This is a genomic window from Rathayibacter sp. AY1F4 (genome assembly GCF_002931775.1).
GTDB lineage: Bacteria > Actinomycetota > Actinomycetes > Actinomycetales > Microbacteriaceae > Rathayibacter.
Map to the genome: position 1 here is coordinate 184,455 of NZ_PSVE01000005.1, position 21,474 is coordinate 205,928.

Sequence of the window (21,474 nt, forward strand, 5' to 3'; positions counted from 1 at the left end):
AGGGGATCAGGCGGGGACGGCCTGCGCGGTGGCGGGCTCGGGCACCTCGGCGACCACCGGGGCGCGCTTGATGCTCTTCGCGATGATCACGCAGACGGCCGTGACGACCATGCCCACCAGGATGGCGACCAGGTAGAGGATCGGCTGCCCGACGAGACCGGTGACCCAGACGCCGCCGTGCGGGGCGCGGAGGGTGGAGCCGAAGAGCGCGACGAGCGCACCCGTGACGGCCGAGCCGACCATGGCGGACGGGATCACGCGCAGCGGGTCGACCGCGGCGAACGGGATGGCCCCCTCCGAGATGAAGGACGCGCCCAGCAGGTAGGCGGCCTTGCCGTTCTGGCGCTCGGCGTCGGTGAACAGGCGCTTGCGGAGCGTCGTGGCCAGGGCCAGACCCAGCGGCGGGGTCATGCCGGCGGCCATGACGATCGCCATCACCTTGAACTGCACGGAGTTCGGGTCGCCGTCGGCGGGGACGGAGGCGAGGCCGGTGGTCGCGAAGGCGTAGGCCACCTTGTTGACCGGGCCGCCCATGTCGAACGCCATCATGAGGCCGAGGATGATCCCCAGGATGATCAGGTTGCCGCCCGAGAGGCCCGAGAGCCAGGACGACAGGCCCTCGCTCAGTGCGCGGAGCGGCGCTCCGAGCACCACGAACATCAGGAAACCGGTGATGAAGGTGGCGATCAAGGGGATGATCACGACGGGCATCAGCGACTTGAACGCCGCGGGGAGCTTGATCCGCGAGATGTAGAGAGCCGCGTAGCCGGCGATGAAGCCGGAGGCGAGGCCGCCCAGGAAGCCCGCGCCGACGGTGACCGCGACCGCTCCGCCGAGGAAGCCCGGCGCGATGCCGGGACGATCGGCGATGCCGAAGGCGATGAAGCCCGAGAGCACCGGCACCAGGAAGGCGAAGGTCGCGCTTCCGATGAGGAACATCACTCCGGCCCAGTCGGTGATGTTCGCGACGTTGAAGCCGTCGTCGATGATCTGCTGGGCCGTGAAGTCGACGATCCGGTAGCCGCCGAACAGGAACGACAGGGCGATCAGCAGACCGCCCGCCGCGACGAACGGGATCATGTAGGAGACGCCGGTCATCAGGTTCTGGCGGATGCGTGTTCCGACGCCGACCTTCTTCGGCGCGGCGGGGGCCGCGGCCGGAGTCGAGCGGGCGGGGGCGGACGCGGCGGAGCCGGAGCCGCGGAGGGCCAGAGCGCGGTCGAGGACCTCGTCCGGCTTGGAGAGGGCCTCGGCGACGCCCACCTGGAGGATCGGCTTGCCGGCGAAGCGGTCCTTGCCGCGGACCTCGAGGTCGGCGGCGAGGATGACGACGTCCGCGGCGGCGATGTCGGCGGCGGTCATCTCGTCCGAGCCGGCCGCGCCCTGGGTCTCGACGTGGATCGGGTAGCCGCGCTTCTTCGCGGCCTGCTCGAGCGCCTCCGCCGCCATGTACGTGTGGGCGATGCCCGCGATGCAGCTGGTCACGGCTACGAAGCGCGGGCCGGAGGCGGGGCTCGCGGCGGGCGCGTCCTGCACCTTCGCGACGGCGCGGTCGATGACGTCGGCCGCCTTCGCGAGCGCCTCCGACGTGCCCACCTCGAGGGTGGGCTTCCCGGCGAAGCGCTCCTTGCCGCGGACCTCGAGGTCGGCGGCGAGGATCACGACGTCGGCGTCGGCGATGGTCCGGTCCGACATGGGATCGGAGCCCGCGGCGCCCTGGGTCTCGACCTGGATCTCGTACCCCTTCTTCTTCGCGGCCTGCTCGAGGGCCTCGGCCGCCATGTAGGTGTGCGCGATGCCGGCGATGCAGCTGGTGACGGCGACGATCCTCATGAGACGACGACCTCTCGGGCGATGATGTCCGCGACCTCCTGGCCGCTGGCGGCGGCGCGGAGGGAACCGGTGAAGGACTCGTGGATCAGCTTGCGGGCGAGCTGGGCGAGGATCTTGAGGTGCGCCTGGTCGGCGCCGTCCGGAGCCGCGATCAGGAAGATCAGGTCGGCCGGGCCGTCGGGGGCGCCGAAGTCGACGCCCTGCTTCGCGATGCCGACCGCCACGCTGGGCGAGACGACGTGGGAGGAGCGGGCGTGGGGGATCCCGATGCCGCCGGGCATGCCGGTCGCCATCTGCGACTCGCGGTCGCGGACGTCGGCGAGGAAGCCGTCGAGGTCGGTGACGCGGCCGGCGTCGGCGAGCGTCTTCGCGAGCTGCGCGGTGGCCTCGTCCTTCGTGGCGGCGGTGAGGTCGACGATGACCGTCGACGCCTCGGTGAGAGCAGTCATGCGCTCAGTTCTCCAATCGGGAGGGTGGGGTCGGGGTTCTCGACGACGGAGACGTCGTCGAGGCGGAGGGAGTCGGGACCCGGGGCTTCGCTGCCCGGGAGCTGGACGGCGGCGGTACCCCACGCGACTGCTGTCGCGAGGCGCTCCGCCTCCGTGGCGTCGACGGCCGAGAGGTAGCCGGCGAGCGTGCTGTCGCCGGCGCCGACGGTGCTGAGGGGCACGACGGCGGGGGCGCCCGCCCACCACGACGCGTGCGCCGTGACGAGGAGGGCGCCGTGCTCTCCGAGGCTGACGAGCGCTCGCGCGTCGGGCAGCTGCAGGAGTTCACGGGCTCCGGCGACGACGTCTCCGACCGTCGTCAGGGAGCGGCCGAGGAGCTCCTCGAGCTCCTCGAGGTTGGGCTTCACCAGGGTGGCGGTGCCGGCCGCGATGATCGCGGTCAGGGGGGCTCCCGAGGTGTCGACGGCGAGGGGTACGCCGAAGTGCAGGGCGAGGCGGCCGAGGGCGGGGTAGAAGTCCGCTCCCAGTCCCGGGGGGACGCTGCCGCAGGCGACGAGCCAGCGGGGCGAGGCCGAGACGTGCTCGCCGATCAGCTCGGAGAGGGCGCGGGCCTCCTCCTCCGTGACGGCGGGGCCGGGCTCGTTGATCTTGGTGGTGCGGCCCGTCTTGTCGTCGACCACGGTGATGTTGGTGCGGATCGAGTGGGCGATCGCCGCACTGGCCGAGCGGACTCCGGCGGCCCGGAGCATCGTGGACAGGTCGAGGCCGGTGGAGGCGTCGGCCGGGTAGACCGCGGTCGCCTCGACGCCGTTGCGCGCGAGGGCACGGGCGACGTTGACGCCCTTGCCGGCCGGGTCGCGCCGCACGTCGTGCGCGCGGTTGACCTCGCCGACGGCGAAGCCGCTCGTGGAGAGGGTGACGTCGATGCTCGGGTTGGCGGTGACGGTGACGATCATGCGCGGACGACCTCCGGGCCGGCCGACTCGATGTCGTCGGCGAGCTCGTCGTCGACATCGGCGTCGGTGATGACGGTGTCGACCGCGGACAGCGGAGCGACGTGCCCGAAGTCCTGCCGGCCGAACTTCGAGTGGTCGGCGAGGACCACGACCCGGCGCGCGGAGGCGATGATCGCGGACTTGACGACGGCCTCATCGAGATCGGGGGTGGTGAGCCCGCGCTCGAGGCTGAGGCCGTTCGTGCCGATGAAGGCGACGTCCACCGAGACCGTGGAGAGGGCCTGGGCGGCCCACGGCCCGACGGCGGCCTGCGTGACTCCGCGCAGGTGCCCGCCGATGAGGTGGAGGTCGATGTTGGGCCGGCCGACGAGCGCCATCGCGACGGGGAGGGAGTGGGTGACGACCGTCAGCCGGCGGTCCAGGGGGAGCAGCTCCGCCAGCCGCACCGTGGTGGTGCCGGCGTCGATGGCGATCGAGCCGCCGTCGGGCACCTCGGCGAGGGCCGCGGTGGCGATGCGGTCCTTCTCGCCGGCGAGGTGTCCCTCGCGGGCGGCGACCTCGGGCTCGATGCCCAGGCGCTCGACGGGGATGGCGCCGCCGTGCGCACGGCGCAGCAGGCCCCGCTTCTCGAGGCTGGTGAGATCGCGGCGGATCGTCTCCGGCGTCACGGCGAGGGAGAGGGCGAGGTCGCGGACCTCGACGCGCCCGTCGGTGCGGGCGCGGTCCAGGATCGCCTGGTGCCGCTCCGGTGCGTACATGTGGACTCCGTCGTCTCGCCGTGGGTGGTGCGCCGGATCCGCGGTGTCGTTGCCGACCTCGGATCTGCGTTTACCTCTTTTTAGACCCGTTCGGGAGGGAAGTCAACAGAAACGGACAGACTCGGCAGGTGGAATCGGGCGCGACGACACAGGGCCGGACGGGAAGAGGTCCGCCGGGTCAGGCGGCGAGCTGCTCGAGCTCCTCCTCGAGCTGCGCGAGCTGGCGCTCCAGACGCCGTCGTTTCAAGAGGGACGCCTCGGGCAGCGCGGCACGAAGCCGCTCGCGCTCGGCCTCGGCGAGGGTGCGGCGGGCGGTGCGCAGCTGCTCCTCCCGCTCCTTCTCGCGCTCCTCCGGCGTGAGCTTGCGCGCCGAGATCCCGGCGTCGCTCATCCCGACGGAGATCCACGACGCGGCGATCAGGATCACCTGGCAGACGAGGTTGAACCAGATCAGCAGACCGATGAGGACCGCGAACGAGGCGAGCAGCGGATTGCGGGAGGCGCCGCCCAGCAGCTGCGTCCCGAGGACCTTGAGCGCGCCGAGAGCGATCCCGCCGAGCAGCGACCCCGCCCAGAGGTTCTTCCAGGGGATCGAGATGCCCGAGAGGATGCGGAAGGAGCCGGCGAGCGTGCCCGTGTCCAGGGCGAGCATGATCAGAAGGCCGACCGCGCTGCCGGCGAGACGGGCCGGCATCGACTCGCTGCCGATCCCGAGGAAGCCGAACGCCACGTCCACCAGCGAGGTCGAGAACACGGAGAGACCCGCCGAGACCAGCAGCACCGCCCCGAAGACCAGGGCGAGCCCCGCGTCCTTGAGCTTGAGCAGGACGAAGAGGGTCGTGGGCCCAGGGAGCGAGAAGAGCAGCCGGACCGCCTGGCGCAGGCTCCCCAGGAAGTTCAGCGCCGTCCAGAGCAGGCCGGCGGCCGCGATCGCACCCGTCCAGCCGAGGATCGACGAGTCGAGCAGGTCGTCGACCGACACGAGGGCGTTCTTCCCGCCGATCAGGCCGGGGACGGAGCGGGTCACCAGGTCGAGGAGGGAGTCGCGCAGCACCGAGTCGTCGCGCACCCAGAAGCCGAAGACGGCGAAGAAGACGAAGAGCGCCGCGAAGACCGCGAACAGGGCCTGGAAGGCGAGTCCGGAGGCGAAGAGGGGCCCGCCGGTCTCGGAGTAATGGAGCATCACCCGCACCGGCCGCGTCCGCATGACCCGCTCGAACAGGCCCGGGATCCCGCGGGGAGTGTCGGCCGCCTCGGTCATTCCTCCAGCGTACTGAGGCCTCGCGGCGCTCCCGTGCACGCGCCCGCCTGCACGCAGGAACGCGTCCTACCGCCGGATCCGAGGATCCCGGCGGGCCGGACGCGTTCGCGAGGGAGAGGATCAGGCGCGGCCGCGGATGACGGCCTGCTTCACCTCGGCGATCGCCTGCGTGATCTGGATGCCGCGCGGGCACGCCTCCGTGCAGTTGAAGGTCGTGCGGCAGCGCCACACGCCCTCCTTGTCGTTGAGGATGTCCAGGCGTGCTCCACCGGCGTCGTCGCGCGAGTCGAAGATGAAGCGGTGGGCGTTCACGATCGCCGCGGGGCCGAAGTACTGCCCGTCGGTCCAGAACACGGGGCAGGACGAGGTGCACGCGGCGCAGAGGATGCACTTCGTGGTGTCGTCGAAGCGGGCGCGGTCGGCGACCGACTGCACGCGCTCCTTGCCCTTGGGCGCCGGGGTGTTGGCGACCAGGAACGGCTGCACCTCGCGGTAGGAGGCGAAGAACGGCTCCATGTCGACGACGAGGTCCTTCTCGAGGGGCAGGCCCTTGATCGCCTCGATGTAGATCGGCTGCGAGATGTCGAGATCCTTGATCAGCGTCTTGCAGGCCAGGCGGTTGCGGCCGTTGATCCGCATCGCGTCGGATCCGCAGATGCCGTGCGCGCACGAGCGGCGGAAGGTCAGCGACCCGTCCTGGTCCCACTTGATGCGGTGCAGGGCGTCGAGGACGCGGTCGGTCGAGTACATCTCGACGTCGAAGTCCTGCCAGCGCGGCTCGGCGTCCACCTCGGGGTCGAAGCGGCGGATGATGAACGTGACGGTGAACGCCTCCGGGGCCGCGGGGGCGGCGGGCGGCTGCTCGAGGGTAGCGGTCGACATGGCTAGTACTTCCTCTCCATCGGCTGGTACCGGGTGATCACGACGGGCTTCCAGTCGAGCCGGATGTGGTCACCGGCGTCGGAGGAGTGGGCGTCACCGGAGAGGTACGCCATCGTGTGCTGCATGTAGTTCTCGTCGTCGCGCTTCGGGAAGTCGTCGCGCATGTGGCCGCCGCGGCTCTCCTTGCGGTTGCGCGCCGAGTAGACGACGACCTCGGCGAGGTCGAGCAGGAAGCCCAGCTCGACGGCCTCGAGGAGGTCGGTGTTGAAGCGCTTGCCCTTGTCCTGCACCGAGATGTTGCGGAACCGGTCGCGCAGGCGCTGGATGGTCCCGGTGACGGCCTCGAGGGACTCGTCGGTGCGGAACACCTGGGCGTTCTTGTCCATCTCGTCCTGCAGCTCCTTGCGGATCGAGGCGATCCGCTCGGTGCCGGTCGCGGAGCGGAGCGAGGCGAGCATGTCGCGGATCGCGCCGGCCGGGTCGGCGGGCAGGGGGGTGAAGTCGACCGTCTTGGCGTAGTCCGCGGCGTTGTTGCCGCTGCGCTTGCCGAAGACGTTGATGTCGAGGAGGGAGTTGGTGCCGAGGCGGTTGGAGCCGTGCACCGAGACGCACGCGCACTCGCCGGCGGCGTAGAGGCCCGGGACGACGGTCGTGTTGTCCGAGAGCACCTCGGCCTTGACGTTGGTCGGGATGCCGCCCATCGCGTAGTGCGCGGTCGGCATGACGGGGACCGGCTCGACGACGGGGTCGACGCCCAGGTAGGTGCGGGCGAACTCGGTGATGTCGGGGAGCTTGGTCTCGAGGACCTCGGCGCCCAGGTGGGTGCAGTCCAGCAGCACGTAGTCCTTGTGCGGTCCGGCGCCGCGGCCCTCCGCCACCTCCTGGACCATGCAGCGGGCGACGATGTCGCGCGGCGCGAGGTCCTTGATGGTGGGGGCGTAGCGCTCCATGAAGCGCTCGCCCGAGGCGTTGCGGAGGATCGCACCCTCTCCTCGCGCTCCCTCGGTGAGGAGGATGCCGAGGCCGGCGAGGCCGGTCGGGTGGAACTGGAAGAACTCCATGTCCTCCAGGGGGAGGCCCTTGCGCCAGATGATGCCGACGCCGTCGCCGGTGAGGGTGTGCGCGTTGGAGGTGGTCTTGTAGATCTTGCCGAAGCCGCCGGTCGCGAAGATGATCGCCTTCGCCTGGAAGACGTGAAGCTCGCCCGTGGCCAGCTCGTAGGCGACGACGCCGGAGGGCTTGGCCACTCCGTCGACCTCGGTCATCACCAGGTCGAGGACGTAGAACTCGTTGTAGAAGTTGATGCCGAGCCGGACGCAGTTCTGGAACAGCGTCTGCAGGATCATGTGGCCGGTGCGGTCGGCCGCGTAGCAGGCCCGGCGGACGGGCGCCTTGCCGTGGTCGCGGGTGTGGCCGCCGAAGCGGCGCTGGTCGATCTTGCCCTCCTCGGTGCGGTTGAAGGGCAGGCCCATGTTCTCGAGGTCGATGACCGCGTCGATGGCCTCCTTCGCGAGGATCTCGGCCGCATCCTGGTCGACGAGGTAGTCGCCGCCCTTGACGGTGTCGAAGGTGTGCCACTCCCAGCTGTCCTCCTCGACGTTCGCGAGGGCGGCGGCCATGCCGCCCTGCGCCGCTCCGGTGTGGGAGCGGGTCGGGTACAGCTTCGAGATCACGGCCGTCTTCGCCTTGGGGCCGGCCTCGATGGCCGCGCGCATCCCGGCACCGCCGGCGCCGACGATGACGACGTCGAACTGGTGGTAGTGGACGCCGTCGGGTCCGACGGTCTGCGCGAAGGCGCTCTGGTCGGCGCCGGTGTGGGAGTGGCCTGGTGTGCTCACGGGGTGGGTGCTCCGTCGTACGGGGATGGGAGGGGGAAATGCCGGGACGCGGTGCCGCGGACCGGGAGGGGCGCGGGCCCCTCTCCGATCCGCGGCACCGTGGTCACGCTGCGCAGAAGGAGGGCAGCAGGTCCGCGGCGGTGCCGGCGGGGCACGGGTCGAACGCGAAGACGACCCAGGTGCCGAGCGCGATCAGCGCGACGACGGCGACGAGGATGCCGCCCTTGAAGGCCTTGGCCAGCAGAGGCGAGGTCGCGTAGTCGTTGACCAGCGTGCGCATGCCGTTGCCGCCGTGGATCAGCGCGAGCCACAGCATGAGGACGTCCCACCACTGCCAGAACGGGTTCGCCAGCTTGCCGCCGACGAAGCCGAAGTCGATGGCCTTGATGCCGTCGCCCAGCAGCAGGTTGTAGATGAGGTGCCCGAAGATCAGGACGATCAGCACGACGCCGGAGGCGCGCATGTAGATCCAGCCCCACTTCTCCCAGTTGGTGCCGGAGGAGCGGGTCGGGGTGTGCGGGGTCCGCGGTGCGGCGACGGTGCTCAATGCGCACCCCCCTCGCTGAAGACGTTGATCAGGTGGCGCGGCGCGAAGCCGAGCATCAGCACGACCCAGAGGCCCATGACGACCCAGAAGAGGACGCGCTGATTGCGGGTCGCCCAGCTCCAGAAGTCGACCAGGATGATCCGCAGGCCGTTCAGCGCGTGGAACGCGATGGCGCCCACGAGCCCGGTCTCGCCGAGTCCCATGATCGGGTTCTTGTACGTGCCGATGACCGCGTTGTACGCCTCGGGGCTCACGGCGATGAGAGCGGAGTCGAGGACGTGGACGAGGAGGAAGAAGAAGATGGCGACACCGGTGATCCGGTGGAGCACCCACGACCACATGCCTTCGCGACCGCGGTACAGGGTGCCGGCCGGACGCCGGATCTTCCCCTGCTTCCGGGGTGCGAGGGTTTGAGCAGCTTGAACTGACACGAACAACCCTCCCTGGTTGTGCTCCCACGGCCTGACCTGTTCCCACGTCGCGTGGACGGGGGCGGGGCGGGGAGCGACGAGAAACTCGCCCCTCGATTCTAAGCGCGCTCGCAGGCGGGCGCGGCTTAGGCGAGCCTTAGCTGCGGGGCAGGGCGAGGGCGGGCGCCCCCGCGGTCGCGTAGTGCGCGAGGAGCTCGTCGGTGAGCGCGCTCCAGGTGCGGTGGAGCACGCGGCGGCGGCCCGCCTCGCCGAGCCGGGCGCGCAGTGCGGGATCGCGGACCAGGCGCTCCACCTGCCGGCGCAGGTCCGAGTCGCTCTCGGGCGCGTAGAGCAGGCCGTCCACACCGTGCTCGATGAGGTCGGTGGGGCCGCCCGCGTGCGGCGCGACCACCGCGGTGCCGGACGCCTGCGCCTCCTGGACCGTCTGGCCGAACGTCTCCTCCGTGCCGGTGTGCACGAAGACGTCGAGCGCGGCGAAGACCGCCGGCAGCCGGTCGCCGTCGAGCCGGCCGAGCATCCGCGCCGCCGGGCCGAGGGCGGCGGCGACCCGGGCGGAGGAGGGGCCGTAGCCGCCCACGACCAGTTCCGCGTGCGGGAGGGAGGCGAGTGCCGCCATCCGCTCCACCCTCTTCTCGGGGGAGAGGCGCCCGATGTAGCCGACGAGCGCGTCGTCGGCGCCGAGTCCGGCTCGGACGGCCTGCGCGTAGGGGGAGGAGCGGCGGCGCGGGTGGAAGCGCTCGCTCTGCACGCCGCGGCCCCACAGCGCGGTGCGCTCGATGCCGGCGGCGGCGAGGTCGTCGAGGGCGCTGGTGGAGGGGGCGAGGGTCAGGTCCGCCCCGGCGTGGATCTGGCGGATCACCCGCCAGGCGAGGGCGCGGGCGCCGCGGATGCCGTAGCGGGCCGCGAATCGCGCGACGTCCGTCTGGTAGATCGCGACACTCGGCACGCCGAGCCGGCCGGCCGAGGCGATGGCGCGGGCGCCGAGGAGGAAGGGCGAGGCGATGTGCACCACGTCGGGCTCGAAGTCGGCCAGCTCCCGGGTGAGGGCCAGCGTGGGGATCCCGACCGGGAAGTCGCGGTAGGCGATCGCCGGGTGCTCTACGACGCGGTGGCCCGCGTAGTGGCCCGGCGCCCCCGCGGCCGGACAGACGACGAGCGCCTCGATCCCGCGCTCCGCGAACTCGTCGAGCACCCGCAGGACGCTCGTGGTCACGCCGTTCAAGGACGGCAGGAAGCTCTCGGTGACGACCGCGACTCTCACGCCCCGGACGCTACGGCGGCGGGATGAACGGCGGCGCGCGCCCGGGTGAACGGACTGTCGCGCTCGGGCTCCCTTGTATCCTGCGGACATGACATCACCTGAGACCGATGGCCGCGCCCCGCTCGACCGCTTCTACAGCGTGATCCCCGCCGGCGGGATCGGCTCGAGGCTGTGGCCGCTCTCCCGGGCCGACGCCCCGAAGTTCCTGCACGATCTGACGGGGTCGGGACAGACCCTCCTCCGCGACACCTGGGACCGCCTCGCGCCCATCTCGGGCGCCGACCGGATCATGGTCGTGACCGGGCGCGCGCACCGCGCCGCGGTCGAGGAGCAGCTCGAGAGCCTCGAGGACCTCAACGTCGTCCTCGAGAGCGAGCCGCGCGACTCGTCCGCCGCGATCGGCCTGGCCGCCGCCATCCTCGAGCGCCGCCAGCCGGGCGTGATCATCGGCTCGTTCGCCGCCGACCACGTCATCAGCGGTCAGCAGCTGTTCCACGACGCGGTCGCCGAGGCCGTCGTCGCGGCGGACGCGGGCTACATCGCGACCATCGGCATCACGCCGACCGAGCCTGCCGTGGGCTTCGGCTACATCCGCACGGGGAAGCACCTCGGGATCGACGGGGCGACGCACACGCTCGCCGTCGACTCCTTCGTCGAGAAGCCCGACGCCGACACCGCGCGCGCCTATCTCTCCAGTGGTCAGTACCTCTGGAACGCGGGCATGTTCATCGCCCGCGCCGACCGCCTCCTCGAGGAGCTCGGCCGCGCCAAGCCGAAGCTGCTCGCCGGACTGCTCGAGCTCGCCGCCGCGTGGGACACCCCGGAGCGCGGCGCGGTCGTCGACCGCATCTGGCCGGGCCTGGAGAAGATCGCGATCGACTACTCCGTCGCCGAGCCGGCCGCGGCCGCGGGCAAGCTGGCCGTCGTGCCCGGCCACTTCTCCTGGGACGACGTGGGCGACTTCGCCTCGATCGCGAAGCTGCACTCGAGCGGACTCCGCTCGGACCTCGCCATCCTCGGCGAGGACGCGCGTGTTCTGGCCGACTCCGCGACGGGCATCGTCGTCAGCGGCGGCAACCGCACCATCGCCCTCATCGGAGTGAAGGACATCGTCGTCGTGGACACCCCCGACGCGCTCCTGGTGACCACGACCGAGAACGCCCAGAAGGTCAAGGGCGTCGTCGACGCCCTGCGCCTCTCCGGCCGCACCGACGTCCTCTAGCCCTCCGTCCCACCCGTCGAAGCGCGGCCCTCCCCACGGAGGCGCCGCGCTTCGCCGTTCCGCCCCTCGCCTCATGCGCGTGCGGCGGTCCCGATACGCCGTACGCGCGGCCACTCGACCACCCTCGATGACGGCCTCGGCCGTCGCCCTGGGTGCTGGTGGCTGGGTCTCGATACGCCGCTTCCGCGGCAACTCGACCACCATGGAGGAGCATCGCGTCGAGCCCGACCGCGCGCAGCGCGGAGCTCCTCCGAACGCCTTCGACATCCGGCAGCAGGGGAGAGGGCCGCGAGCCGGAATCGCGTGCCAGCGATTCAGGCCAGCCCGACGCGACCCGCTCTGCGGAACGCACCCGTCGCGAAGCCGACCGCGCCGAGCCGCCCCGCGGCTCGGAATCGAGCCCAGCCGCCCGCACCCCGCGACACGCTCCGCGTGTCGCGAAGATCAACACTGTGTAACTCTTCCTGACCACCACCGTCCGGGCGGCTGAGCGGCTTGTCACATTGGGTAACGTGTGGGAATCGACGCTCTGCTGCGCTCGTCGCGCGGGGCCGCATTCCTGGAGGACGACATCTTGACTATCACCTCGCGTAAGGCCGCGTTCGGCGGTCTCGCCGCCCTCGGCGTCACCGCGCTTCTCGCCGGTTGCGCCTCCGCCCCCGAGGAGAGCGGCTCCAGCGCCGCCGCCGGTGGCGACTTCCTGCCCTGCATGGTCTCCGACGCGGGCGGGTTCGACGACAAGTCGTTCAACGAGCTCGGCTACAACGGCCTCGTGAAGGCCTCGGAGGACCTCGGTGTCACGCCGAAGACCGTCACCTCGGAGTCCGAGACGGACTACGCCCCGAACCTGACCAGCCTCGTCGACCAGGGCTGCAACCTGATCATCACCGTCGGCTTCGCGCTGGCCGAGGCCACGTCGGCCGCGGCCGAGGCGAACACGGACATCGACTTCGCGATCATCGACGACGCGTCGATCGACCTGCCGAACGTCAAGCCGATCACCTTCGACACCTCGCAGGCGGCGTTCCTCGCCGGCTACACGGCCGCGTCGTACTCCAAGACCGGCGTCGTCGGCACCTACGGCGGCCAGCAGTTCCCGACCGTCACGATCTTCATGGACGGCTACGCCGACGGCGTGAAGTACTACAACGAGCAGAAGGGGAAGGACGTCAAGGTCGTCGGCTGGGACGTCGACGCGCAGACCGGCTCCTTCACCGGTGGCTTCGCGGCGGGCGTCGAGGCCAAGTCGGCCGCGCAGTCGCTGATCGACCAGAACGCGGACGTCATCCTCCCCGTCGGCGGTCCGATCTTCCAGTCGGCGATCGAGGCGATCCGCGACTCCGGCAAGGACATCGCGATGGTCGGCGTGGACGCGGACCTGTACGAGACCTACCCCGACGGCGCCGACCTGTACCTGACCTCGATCCTCAAGGGCATCGAGGCCGGCACGACCGACGTCACCAGCTCCGCCGGAGCCGACGACTTCGACCCCACTCCCTTCGTGGGCACCCTCGAGAACGACGGAGTCGGCATCGCGCCGTTCCACGACTTCGAGTCGAAGGTCTCGGGCGACCTGCAGGGCGAGCTCGACACCATCAAGGCGGGCATCATCGACGGCTCCATCACCGTCACCTCCCCGTCCGCTCCCGCGGCGTCCTAGCCGTCTCCTCGAAGAGGCCGGCGGGCCCGAGCACACCTCGGGCCCGCCGGCCTCTTCGTCGGTCCGGCGGGCGGATCGGCTCCGCTGCGTCCCTCGATCCCGGCTGACGGCGCATCGTGGCGCGAACCGAAAGTTAGATTGGTCCCATGAAGCTCGAACTGCGTGGCATCACGAAGCGCTTCGGCGCGCTCGTGGCCAACGACCACATCGATCTCACCGTCGAACCCGGTGAGATCCACTGCCTCCTCGGCGAGAACGGCGCGGGCAAGTCGACGCTCATGAACGTGCTCTACGGCCTGTACCAGGCCGAGGAGGGGGAGATCCTGCTGGACGACGCGGTCCAGCACTTCTCCGGTCCGGGTGACGCCATGAAAGCGGGCATCGGGATGGTCCACCAGCACTTCATGCTCGTCCCCGTGTTCACCGTCGCCGAGAACGTCATGCTGGGCCACGAGGAGACGAAGGCCGGCGGGCGCCTGGACCTCGCCGCCGCGCGCGCCCGGGTGCGCGAGATCTCGGACCGCTTCGGCTTCGACGTGGATCCCGACGCCCTGGTCGAGGACCTCCCCGTCGGCGTGCAGCAGCGGGTCGAGATCATCAAGGCGCTCTCGCGCGACGCCCGGGTGCTCGTGTTCGACGAGCCGACCGCGGTGCTGACCCCGCAGGAGACCGACGAGCTGATCGCGATCATGCGCCAGCTGCGCGCGGCCGGGACCGCCATCGTCTTCATCACGCACAAGCTCCGCGAGGTGCGCGAGGTCGGAGACCGCATCACGGTCATCCGCCTCGGCAGAGTCGTGGGGGAGGCGTCGCCGACGGCGAGCAACGCCGAGCTCGCCTCGCTGATGGTGGGCCGCGCCGTCGAGCTGACGGTGCAGAAGGAGCAGGCGGTGCCGGGCGACGAGGCCCTCGTCGTCTCGAACCTCACCGTGCGCGACGCCAACGGCCAGGCCGTCGTCGACGACGTCTCCTTCGAGGTCCGCCGCGGCGAGATCCTCGCGATCGCGGGCGTGCAGGGCAACGGCCAGACGGAGCTCACCGAGGCGATCATGGGCCTGCAGGAGCGGGTCGAGGGCTCGGTGACCCTGGACGGGCGCCGCCTCGACGGGCTGTCCGTGCGCCGCGTCCTCGAGTCGGGGGTCGGCTTCGTCCCCGAGGACCGCACCGAGGACGGTCTGGTCGCCGAGTTCACGATCGCCGAGAACCTCATGCTCGACCGCAGCGACCGCGGTCCGTTCGTGAAGGGACTGGGCCTGCGGCTCAAGGAGCTCGAGCGCTTCGCCGAGGAGCGGGTGCGCGAGTTCGACGTGCGCGCCCAGGGGATCGGCACCCACGTCGGCCGCCTCTCCGGAGGCAACCAGCAGAAGGTGGTGCTCGCGCGCGAGCTCAGCCGGGAGCTGCGGCTGTTCATCGCGGCGCAGCCCACCCGCGGCATCGACGTCGGCTCCATCGAGTTCGTCCACAAGCGCATCGTCGAGACGCGCGACACCGGGGTCCCCGTGATCGTGGTGTCGACGGAGCTCGACGAGGTCGCGGCGCTCGCCGACCGCATCGCGGTCATGTACAAGGGCGGGATCATCGGCATCGTCCCCGCCGACACGCCCCGCGAGGTCCTGGGGCTCATGATGGCCGGGCAGACGCCCGCCGAGAAGGGAGCGGCGGCGTGAGCGACGCGCAACTGCCCGCGGTCGATCCCGACGCGGAGACCGAGAAGGCGTCCGGGCTCGAGCCCGGCCAGAAGCCGGATCAGGAGGTGCGCCCCGGCCCGCTCGAGAGCGGCGCCTCCCGCGTCCTGCGCGAGATCCTCTCCGGCACCGCGCTGATGTCGGTGCTCGCCGTGCTGCTCTCCCTCATCGCGGGCGGCGTGCTGATCGCCGCGACCGACAAGGACGTCCAGGCGGCGTCGGGCTACTTCTTCGCCCGGCCGCTCGACACCCTGCAGGCGATCTGGCAGTCCGTCTCCGGTGCCTACTCCTCGCTCTTCCAGGGCTCGGTCTACAACTTCCGCCGCGAGGGCTTCGCCAACGGCATCAAGCCGCTGACGGACACCCTGGCCTTCGCGACCCCGCTGATCGCCGGCGGCCTCGGAGTGGCGCTGGCCTTCCGCGTCGGCCTGTTCAACATCGGCGGCCGCGGCCAGATGCTGATCGCTGCCGCCTGCGCGGGCTGGGTCGGCTTCTCCTTCGACCTCCCGTGGGGCGTGCACCTGATCGTCGCGCTCGCCGCCGGCATCCTGGGCGGCGCGCTCTGGGGCGGACTCGTGGGACTGCTCAAGGCCCGCACCGGCGCGCACGAGGTGATCCTCACGATCATGCTCAACTACGTCGCGTTCTACCTGATCTCCTACCTCCTGCGGACGCCCGGCGCGCTGCAGGCGCCCGGCTCGAACAACCCGAAGTCGCCCGGGATGAAGGAGACCGCGGTCTTCCCGGCGCTCCTCGGCCCCGGATACTCGCTCACGCTCGGCTTCGTCTTCGCGGTCCTCGCGACCGTGTTCGTCTGGTGGCTCCTGAACCGCTCGACGATCGGCTTCAAGTTCCGCGCGGTGGGGGAGAACCCGCACGCGGCACGGGTCGCGGGCATCGACGTGAAGAACAGCTACGTGTACGCGATGCTGCTCTCCGGCGGCCTGCTCGGCCTCGCCGGCAGCGCCCAGGTGATGGGGACGGTCACGACCGGCTTCACCTCCGGGATCGACGCGGGCATCGGCTTCGACGCGATCACGGTCGCGCTGCTGGGCCGCTCCCGACCCTGGGGCGTGTTCTTCGCCGGCATCCTCTTCGGCGCCTTCAAGGCGGGCGGCTACTCGATGCAGGCCGCCGAGGGCGTGCCGATCGACGTGGTCCTCGTCGTCCAGTCGCTGATCGTCCTCTTCATCGCCGCGCCGCCACTGGTGCGCGCGATCTTCCGCCTCCCGACGCCCGGGGCCGCCCCGAAGCGCCGCAGCCGCCGCACCTCGGAGGTGTCCGCATGAGCACCGCCGTCGCCACCGCCCCCGACCGCGTCGTGATCCGCAGCTGGAAGGCGCCGATCGCGTTCGGCGTCTTCGCGCTGCTCGCCGTCGTCCTCTTCGTGGCCCTCGGCCGCGACGGGACGAGCTCGTTCCGCCTCGCCGCGGGGACCGACTTCTTCGCGCTGCCGGACATCCCGTTCCCGACGCGGGGGACGGGAGTGGTCGTCGCGATCCTCCTGGTCGCCCTGGCCGTCGCGTCGGCCGCGCTCACCCGCGCCGGCCGCCGGATCCCGCTCTGGCTCTCGGCGGTCTTCGCCCTGGTCTTCCTGATCGGGTTCCTCGTCTGGGCGTCGGCCGGTGCCGCGCTGCCCGTCTCGGGACTGCTGCTCGGGACCGTCGGGCTGGCCACTCCGCTGATCTTCGGCTCGCTCGGCGGCGTCATCTCGGAGCGGGTCGGAGTCGTCAACGTCGCGATCGAGGGGCAGCTGCTCGCCGGCGCCTTCACCGCGGCGATGGTCGGCTCCCTCACCCGCCAGCCGGTGCTCGGCCTGCTCGCGGCGATGGTCGCGAGCGTCCTGGTGTCGTTCGTGCTGGCCGCCTTCGCGATCAAGTACCTGGTCGACCAGGTGATCGTCGGAGTCGTGCTGAACGTGCTGGTGACCGGCCTGACGAGCTTCCTCTACTCCCAGGTCCTCTCCGCCGACGCGTCGACGTTCAACTCGCCGGTGAAGTTCGACCGCCTCCCGATCCCGGTGCTCAGCCAGGTGCCGATCGTGGGCGCCGTCCTGTTCAACCAGACGGTGATCGTCTACCTGATGTACTTCGCGATCTTCGCGGTGTGGTGGGGCCTGTTCAAGACCAAGTGGGGCCTCCGCCTGCGCGCCGTCGGCGAGCACCCTCAGGCCGCGGACACCGTGGGCATCGATGTCGCCCGCACGCGCTTCTGGAACGTCTCCCTCGCCGGGGCGATCGCCGGAGTCGGCGGCGCGTACTACACGCTCGACGCGGTCGGCGCGTTCGGCAAGGAGATGACCGCGGGTGCGGGCTTCATCGCCCTGGCCGCCGTCATCTTCGGCCGCTGGGACCCGATCAAGGCGACGCTCGCGTCGCTGCTGTTCGGCTTCGCGACCAACCTGCAGAACGTGCTCGGCGTCATCGGCTCGCCCGTGCCCAGCGAGTTCATGCTGATGCTGCCGTACGTCGTGACGATCTTCGCGGTGGCCGGTCTCGTCGGCCAGTCCCGCGGACCGGCCGCCGCCGGCAAGCCCTACCTGAAGTCCTGAGAGGAGCCGTCGTGACCGACATCGACTGGGAGGCGCTGCGCAAGGCCGCCCTGGAGGCCATGAGCCACGCCTACGTCCCGTACTCGAAGTTCCCCGTCGGGGTCGCCGCGCTCGTGGACGACGGCCGGACGATCTCGGGCTGCAACGTCGAGAACGCCTCCTACGGGCTCACGCTCTGCGCCGAATGCGCGCTGGTGTCCTCTCTGCACATGACGGGCGGCGGCCGGCTCGTCGCCTTCACCTGCGTCGACGGGAAGGGCGGCGTCCTGATGCCCTGCGGGCGCTGCCGCCAGCTGCTCTTCGAGCACTCGGCCGAGGGCATGCTCCTCCAGACCGTGTCGGGCGTGAAGACGATCGACGAGGTCATCCCCGACGCCTTCGGCCCGCGCACGCTCGAGGCCTACGCCGCCTCCTAGCGCCGCCGTCACCGCTCCCACTCCCGAACCGAGGACTCCGCATGACCCGCACCACCCCCGTCGAGGACTTCGACGCCGTCGACATCATCCGCACCAAGCGCGACCGCGGCACGCTCTCGACCGCGCAGATCGACTGGCTGATCGACGCCTACACCCGCGGCTACGTCGCCGACGAGCAGATGGCGGCCTTCGCGATGGCGGTCCTGCTGAACGGGATGGAGCGCGACGAGATCCGCGACCTCACCCTGGCGATGATCGCCAGCGGCGAGCGCATGCGCTTCGACGGACTCGGCAAGCGCACGGTCGACAAGCACTCCACGGGCGGGGTCGGCGACAAGATCACGCTGCCGCTGATGCCGCTGGTCGCCTCCTTCGGCGTGGCGGTGCCCCAGCTCTCGGGACGCGGGCTCGGCCACACGGGCGGAACGCTCGACAAGCTGGAGTCGATCCCGGGCTGGCGGGCCGACCTCGGCAACGAGGAGATGCTGGAGCAGCTGCGGACGGTCGGCGGCGTGATCTGCGCCGCGGGCTCGGGCCTGGCCCCCGCCGACAAGAAGCTCTACGCGCTCCGGGACATCACCGGGACCGTCGAGGCGATCCCGCTGATCGCGTCCTCGATCATGTCGAAGAAGATCGCCGAGGGGACCGACGCCCTGGTGCTCGACGTGAAGTTCGGCTCCGGGGCGTTCATGGTCGACATCGAGCGCTCGCGGGAGCTGGCGCGGGCGATGGTCGACCTCGGCAACGACGCGGGGGTGCGGACCACCGCGCTGCTGACCAACATGAACGTGCCGCTCGGTCTGGCCATCGGCAACGCGAACGAGGTGCGGGAGTCTGTCGAGGTGCTCGCCGGCGGCGGCCCCTCGGACGTCCGGGAGCTGACGCTGGCCCTGGCCCGCGAGATGCTGGCCCTCGCCGGGCAGCCGGACGCGGACGTCGAGCGCGCCCTCGACGGCGGCGCGGCGATGGACACCTGGCGCGCGGTCATCCGCGCTCAGGGAGGGGATCCGGAAGCGGCGCTCCCCGAGGCCCGCGAGACCCACGTCCTGGTCGCCGAGCGCGACGGCGTCCTGGTGGAGCAGCAGGCGCTGCCGTTCGGCATCGCCGCCTGGCGCCTGGGCGCCGGACGCGCCCGCCAGTCCGACGCGGTGCAGCACGCGGCGGGGATCGACCTGCACGCGAAGCCGGGCGACCGCGTCCGCGCGGGCCAGCCCCTGCTCACGCTGTCGGCCGACGAGCCGGAGCGCTTCGCCCGGGCGCTGGAGGCGCTCGACGGTGCCTACCGGATCGGCGACGACGGCGACGAGGTGCTCGACGGCGGCCCCCTCGTGGCGGAGCGCGTCTCCTAGCCCCGCGCCGCCCGGCACGGAGGAGGCGCCGCCCGGCGAGCCGCTCCCGCCGACCCTCTAGGGTGGTCGGCGAACCACCGCCGACCTGCGAGGAGCACCGTGACCGATCAGACCGAGGAGTACCTCCTCCCGGGCGAGGGCGTCCTCATCGACGAGCTCCCCAAGGTGTCGCTGCACGACCACCTCGACGGAGGCCTGCGGCCGGGGACAGTCCTCGAGATCGCCCGCGAGACGGGCGTGCCGCTCCCGGCCGAGGAGCCGGACGCGCTCGCCGAGTGGTTCCGTGCCACGGCCGACTCCGGCTCCCTCACCGACTACATCGCCACCTTCGAGACGACGGTCGCCGTGATGCAGACCGCGCCGGCGCTCGAGCGCGTGGCCCGCGAGTTCGTGCTCGACCTCGCCGCCGACGGAGTCGTGCACGGCGAGGTGCGCTGGGCGCCGGAGCAGCACCAGCGCGCCGGGCTCTCGCTCGACGCGGCTGTCGAGGCGGTCCAGGAGGGGCTGCAGCAGGGCGTGCAGGAGGCGGCGGCGCAGGGACACCGCATCCGCGTCGGCCAGCTGATCACCGCGATGCGGCACGCCGACCGCTCGCTCGAGGTCGCCGAGCTGGCGTTGCGCCACCGCGAGCGCGGTGCGATCGGCTTCGACATCGCCGGAGCCGAGGCGGGCTTCCCCGCCTCGCGGCACCGTGCCGCCTTCGAACTGCTGGCGGCGGCGCACTTCCCGACCACGGTCCACGCGGGGGAGGCGGACGGCCTCGACAGCATCCGCTCGGCCCTGCTCGACGGCCGCGCGCTGCGCCTGGGTCACGGCGTCCGGATCGCGGAGGACATCCGCATCGAGCGCCAGGACGACGACGCGAGCTACGTGACCCTCGGCGAGCTCTCGGAGTGGGTGAAGGATCGCGAGATCGCCCTCGAGCTCAGCCCCTCCTCCAACCTGCAGACCGGAGCCGTCGCGGCGTGGGGCGTCGAGCTCGCCGACCACCCCTTCGACCTGCTCTACCAGCTGGGCTTCCGCGTCACGGTGAACACCGACAACCGCCTGATGAGCGCGACGACCCTCAGCCGCGAGCTCGCCCTCCTGTCCGACGCGTTCGGGTACGACCTCGACGACTTCGAGGCCTTCCAGCTGAACGCGGCTCACGCCGCCTTCCTGCCGCTCGACGAGCGCCGCGAGCTCGTCGAGACGATCAGCGCCGGCTTCGAGGCGGCCTGACGGTGCCGCTCGACGCGCTCCCCGAGGAGGCGGTGGCCCTCCGCCACTCCGCCGGATCATGGCGGGAGGCGGTCCTCGAGGCGGGCCGTGCGCTCGAGCGGACCGGCGCGGTCGACGCCGCCTACTCCCGCCGCATGGTCGAGCAGGTCGACGTGCTCGGGCCGTACATCGTCATCGCGCCCGGGCTCGCCCTCGCGCACGCCCGGCCCGGCAACGACGTCCTCGCGGACGGCCTCTCCGTCGTCACGCTGGCCGAGCCCGTCGCCTTCGGCCACAGCACCAACGACCCGGTGTCGGTCGTCATCGGGATCGCCGCCACCCAGGCGCACGGACACGTCGGCTTCGTCTCCGGGCTCGCCGACGTGCTCAGCCGTCCGGACGCGGTCGGCGCCCTCGCCGCCGCCCGCACCGTCCGCAGCATCAACGCCGTCCTCACCGACAGCAGACCGCACCACCCGCACCACGGAAGAAGCGCATGAAGATCGTCACCCTCTGCGGCGCCGGAATCGGCACCTCCGCCATCCTCAAGCTCGGCGCCGAGCGCGCCCTCGAGACCCTCGACCTCGAGGCCGAGGTGATCGCCTCCGACCTGGCCTCCGTCGACGCGCTCGCCGCCGACGCGCAGGTCATCCTCACCTCCGGCGAGCTCGTCGACCGCATCGGCCGCACCTTCGCCGAGGTCGTCGTCATCGACAACTACCTCGACCAGAACGAGATCACGGAGAAGATCGAGCGAGCGCTGGGCTGAGTCCGTTTCTGAGCCGCTCCCTGCGCGGCTCAGCGCGGTCGGCCTCCCGACGGGGCGCGTTCCGCAGAGCGTATTCCGTCGGGCTGCCTCGAATCGCTGCCACGCGATTCTCGGACGCGCCCTCCACCTTGCGGTGAGAGGGCGCTCCCTCCTCCTGCTGGTCGAGTAGCCGCAGAGCGGCGTGTCAAGACTCCCATTTCCAGGGCGCGATGTGTCTACCGTGCGGTGGGAGGGCGTCCGTCGTCCGCCCCTGCTGGTCGAGTGGCCGCGGAGCGGCGTGCCGGGAGCCGGCTTCCCGCGCGGACGGCTGCTCGGACCTCGGGGGGTCAGCGGGCGGCGAGCTGCTCGAGGACGGTGCGGATCAGGCGGCGGCGAGGGCGCCGACCGCGTCCGGACGGCTGAGCAC

20 protein-coding genes are annotated in these 21,474 nt (G+C 71.4%); 10 read left to right on the forward strand and 10 right to left on the reverse strand.

Annotated elements, in window-relative coordinates; genetic code table 11:
* Nucleotides 1–6: 6 nt before the first annotated feature.
* From C5C59_RS04740 to C5C59_RS04790, 10 genes are all read right to left on the reverse strand, one after another.
* Nucleotides 7–1,833, reverse strand: a complete 1,827-nt coding sequence (locus C5C59_RS04740; protein ID WP_104232839.1) for a PTS fructose-like transporter subunit IIB — start codon at nucleotides 1,831–1,833, stop codon at nucleotides 7–9.
* Nucleotides 1,830–2,282 (reverse strand): PTS sugar transporter subunit IIA, encoded by a 453-nt coding sequence (locus C5C59_RS04750; RefSeq protein WP_097166616.1) that lies wholly within the window; start codon nucleotides 2,280–2,282, stop codon nucleotides 1,830–1,832. The genes C5C59_RS04740 and C5C59_RS04750 overlap by 4 nt, the downstream gene beginning before the upstream one ends.
* Nucleotides 2,279–3,238, reverse strand: coding sequence for a 1-phosphofructokinase family hexose kinase (locus C5C59_RS04755; protein WP_104251227.1), 960 nt, complete (start codon nucleotides 3,236–3,238; stop codon nucleotides 2,279–2,281). Before C5C59_RS04755 ends, C5C59_RS04750 begins: the two co-directional genes overlap by 4 nt.
* On the reverse strand, nucleotides 3,235–3,996 hold the full coding sequence (locus C5C59_RS04760) for a DeoR/GlpR family DNA-binding transcription regulator (protein ID WP_104226423.1): 762 nt from the start codon (nucleotides 3,994–3,996) through the stop codon (nucleotides 3,235–3,237). The genes C5C59_RS04755 and C5C59_RS04760 overlap by 4 nt, the downstream gene beginning before the upstream one ends.
* Before the next feature lie 178 nt (nucleotides 3,997–4,174).
* Nucleotides 4,175–5,257, reverse strand: coding sequence for a YhjD/YihY/BrkB family envelope integrity protein (locus C5C59_RS04765; RefSeq protein ID WP_104223189.1), 1,083 nt, complete (start codon nucleotides 5,255–5,257; stop codon nucleotides 4,175–4,177).
* Nucleotides 5,258–5,377: 120 nt separating this feature from the next.
* On the reverse strand, nucleotides 5,378–6,139 hold the full coding sequence (locus C5C59_RS04770) for a succinate dehydrogenase iron-sulfur subunit (protein ID WP_068254543.1): 762 nt from the start codon (nucleotides 6,137–6,139) through the stop codon (nucleotides 5,378–5,380).
* A gap of 2 nt (nucleotides 6,140–6,141) precedes the next feature.
* Nucleotides 6,142–7,878, reverse strand: coding sequence for a succinate dehydrogenase flavoprotein subunit (gene sdhA / locus C5C59_RS04775; RefSeq protein ID WP_104232891.1), 1,737 nt, complete (start codon nucleotides 7,876–7,878; stop codon nucleotides 6,142–6,144).
* 202 nt (nucleotides 7,879–8,080) lie between these two features.
* Nucleotides 8,081–8,524, reverse strand: a complete 444-nt coding sequence (locus C5C59_RS04780; RefSeq protein ID WP_104223187.1) for a succinate dehydrogenase hydrophobic membrane anchor subunit — start codon at nucleotides 8,522–8,524, stop codon at nucleotides 8,081–8,083.
* A complete protein-coding gene (sdhC, locus tag C5C59_RS04785) occupies nucleotides 8,521–8,955 on the reverse strand; it encodes a succinate dehydrogenase, cytochrome b556 subunit (RefSeq protein ID WP_374952907.1) in 435 nt (144 codons plus the stop codon). Before sdhC ends, C5C59_RS04780 begins: the two co-directional genes overlap by 4 nt.
* A 136-nt stretch (nucleotides 8,956–9,091) precedes the next feature.
* Nucleotides 9,092–10,216 (reverse strand): glycosyltransferase family 1 protein, encoded by a 1,125-nt coding sequence (locus tag C5C59_RS04790; RefSeq protein ID WP_181134817.1) that lies wholly within the window; start codon nucleotides 10,214–10,216, stop codon nucleotides 9,092–9,094.
* 88 nt (nucleotides 10,217–10,304) lie between these two features.
* Here C5C59_RS04790 and C5C59_RS04795 point away from each other — a divergent pair, with 88 nt between their 5' ends.
* The 10 genes from C5C59_RS04795 (at nucleotide 10,305) to C5C59_RS04840 (ending at nucleotide 21,068) form a co-directional block, all read left to right on the forward strand.
* Nucleotides 10,305–11,438: a mannose-1-phosphate guanylyltransferase gene (locus C5C59_RS04795; protein WP_104223184.1), complete on the forward strand. Its 1,134-nt coding sequence runs from the start codon at nucleotides 10,305–10,307 to the stop codon at nucleotides 11,436–11,438.
* A 574-nt stretch (nucleotides 11,439–12,012) separates the two neighbouring features.
* A complete protein-coding gene (locus C5C59_RS04800) occupies nucleotides 12,013–13,098 on the forward strand; it encodes a BMP family protein (protein WP_104232890.1) in 1,086 nt (361 codons plus the stop codon).
* A 146-nt stretch (nucleotides 13,099–13,244) separates the two neighbouring features.
* Nucleotides 13,245–14,765 (forward strand): ABC transporter ATP-binding protein, encoded by a 1,521-nt coding sequence (locus C5C59_RS04805; RefSeq protein WP_104223182.1) that lies wholly within the window; start codon nucleotides 13,245–13,247, stop codon nucleotides 14,763–14,765.
* Complete coding sequence (locus C5C59_RS04810; RefSeq protein ID WP_219812488.1) at nucleotides 14,762–16,072, forward strand: ABC transporter permease; 1,311 nt, start codon at nucleotides 14,762–14,764, stop codon at nucleotides 16,070–16,072. The genes C5C59_RS04805 and C5C59_RS04810 overlap by 4 nt, the downstream gene beginning before the upstream one ends.
* On the forward strand, nucleotides 16,069–17,334 hold the full coding sequence (locus C5C59_RS04815) for an ABC transporter permease (RefSeq protein WP_104232837.1): 1,266 nt from the start codon (nucleotides 16,069–16,071) through the stop codon (nucleotides 17,332–17,334). Before C5C59_RS04810 ends, C5C59_RS04815 begins: the two co-directional genes overlap by 4 nt.
* Nucleotides 17,335–17,345: 11 nt before the next feature.
* The gene (locus C5C59_RS04820; protein WP_104239362.1) at nucleotides 17,346–17,750 is read left to right on the forward strand and encodes a cytidine deaminase; all 405 of its coding nucleotides are present in this window, start codon (nucleotides 17,346–17,348) and stop codon (nucleotides 17,748–17,750) included.
* A gap of 41 nt (nucleotides 17,751–17,791) precedes the next feature.
* Complete coding sequence (locus C5C59_RS04825) at nucleotides 17,792–19,099, forward strand: thymidine phosphorylase (RefSeq protein ID WP_104239361.1); 1,308 nt, start codon at nucleotides 17,792–17,794, stop codon at nucleotides 19,097–19,099.
* A gap of 99 nt (nucleotides 19,100–19,198) precedes the next feature.
* Nucleotides 19,199–20,320, forward strand: coding sequence for an adenosine deaminase (locus C5C59_RS04830; RefSeq protein WP_104239360.1), 1,122 nt, complete (start codon nucleotides 19,199–19,201; stop codon nucleotides 20,318–20,320).
* Nucleotides 20,321–20,322: 2 nt separating this feature from the next.
* Nucleotides 20,323–20,799, forward strand: a complete 477-nt coding sequence (locus tag C5C59_RS04835; RefSeq protein ID WP_104251228.1) for a PTS sugar transporter subunit IIA — start codon at nucleotides 20,323–20,325, stop codon at nucleotides 20,797–20,799.
* A complete protein-coding gene (locus C5C59_RS04840) occupies nucleotides 20,796–21,068 on the forward strand; it encodes a PTS sugar transporter subunit IIB (protein WP_104226416.1) in 273 nt (90 codons plus the stop codon). Before C5C59_RS04835 ends, C5C59_RS04840 begins: the two co-directional genes overlap by 4 nt.
* Nucleotides 21,069–21,474 lie beyond the last annotated feature (406 nt).

Coding starts and splice junctions, on each gene's coding strand:
- C5C59_RS04825 (WP_104239361.1), top strand. CDS start 17,792: ATGACCCGCACCACCCCCGTCGAGGACTTCGACGCCGTCGACATCATC.
- C5C59_RS04815 (WP_104232837.1), top strand. CDS start 16,069: ATGAGCACCGCCGTCGCCACCGCCCCCGACCGCGTCGTGATCCGCAGC.
- C5C59_RS04740 (WP_104232839.1), bottom strand. CDS start 1,833: ATGAGGATCGTCGCCGTCACCAGCTGCATCGCCGGCATCGCGCACACC.
- C5C59_RS04765 (WP_104223189.1), bottom strand. CDS start 5,257: ATGACCGAGGCGGCCGACACTCCCCGCGGGATCCCGGGCCTGTTCGAG.
- C5C59_RS04770 (WP_068254543.1), bottom strand. CDS start 6,139: ATGTCGACCGCTACCCTCGAGCAGCCGCCCGCCGCCCCCGCGGCCCCG.
- C5C59_RS04760 (WP_104226423.1), bottom strand. CDS start 3,996: ATGTACGCACCGGAGCGGCACCAGGCGATCCTGGACCGCGCCCGCACC.
- C5C59_RS04750 (WP_097166616.1), bottom strand. CDS start 2,282: ATGACTGCTCTCACCGAGGCGTCGACGGTCATCGTCGACCTCACCGCC.
- C5C59_RS04795 (WP_104223184.1), top strand. CDS start 10,305: ATGACATCACCTGAGACCGATGGCCGCGCCCCGCTCGACCGCTTCTAC.
- C5C59_RS04805 (WP_104223182.1), top strand. CDS start 13,245: ATGAAGCTCGAACTGCGTGGCATCACGAAGCGCTTCGGCGCGCTCGTG.
- C5C59_RS04840 (WP_104226416.1), top strand. CDS start 20,796: ATGAAGATCGTCACCCTCTGCGGCGCCGGAATCGGCACCTCCGCCATC.
- C5C59_RS04755 (WP_104251227.1), bottom strand. CDS start 3,238: ATGATCGTCACCGTCACCGCCAACCCGAGCATCGACGTCACCCTCTCC.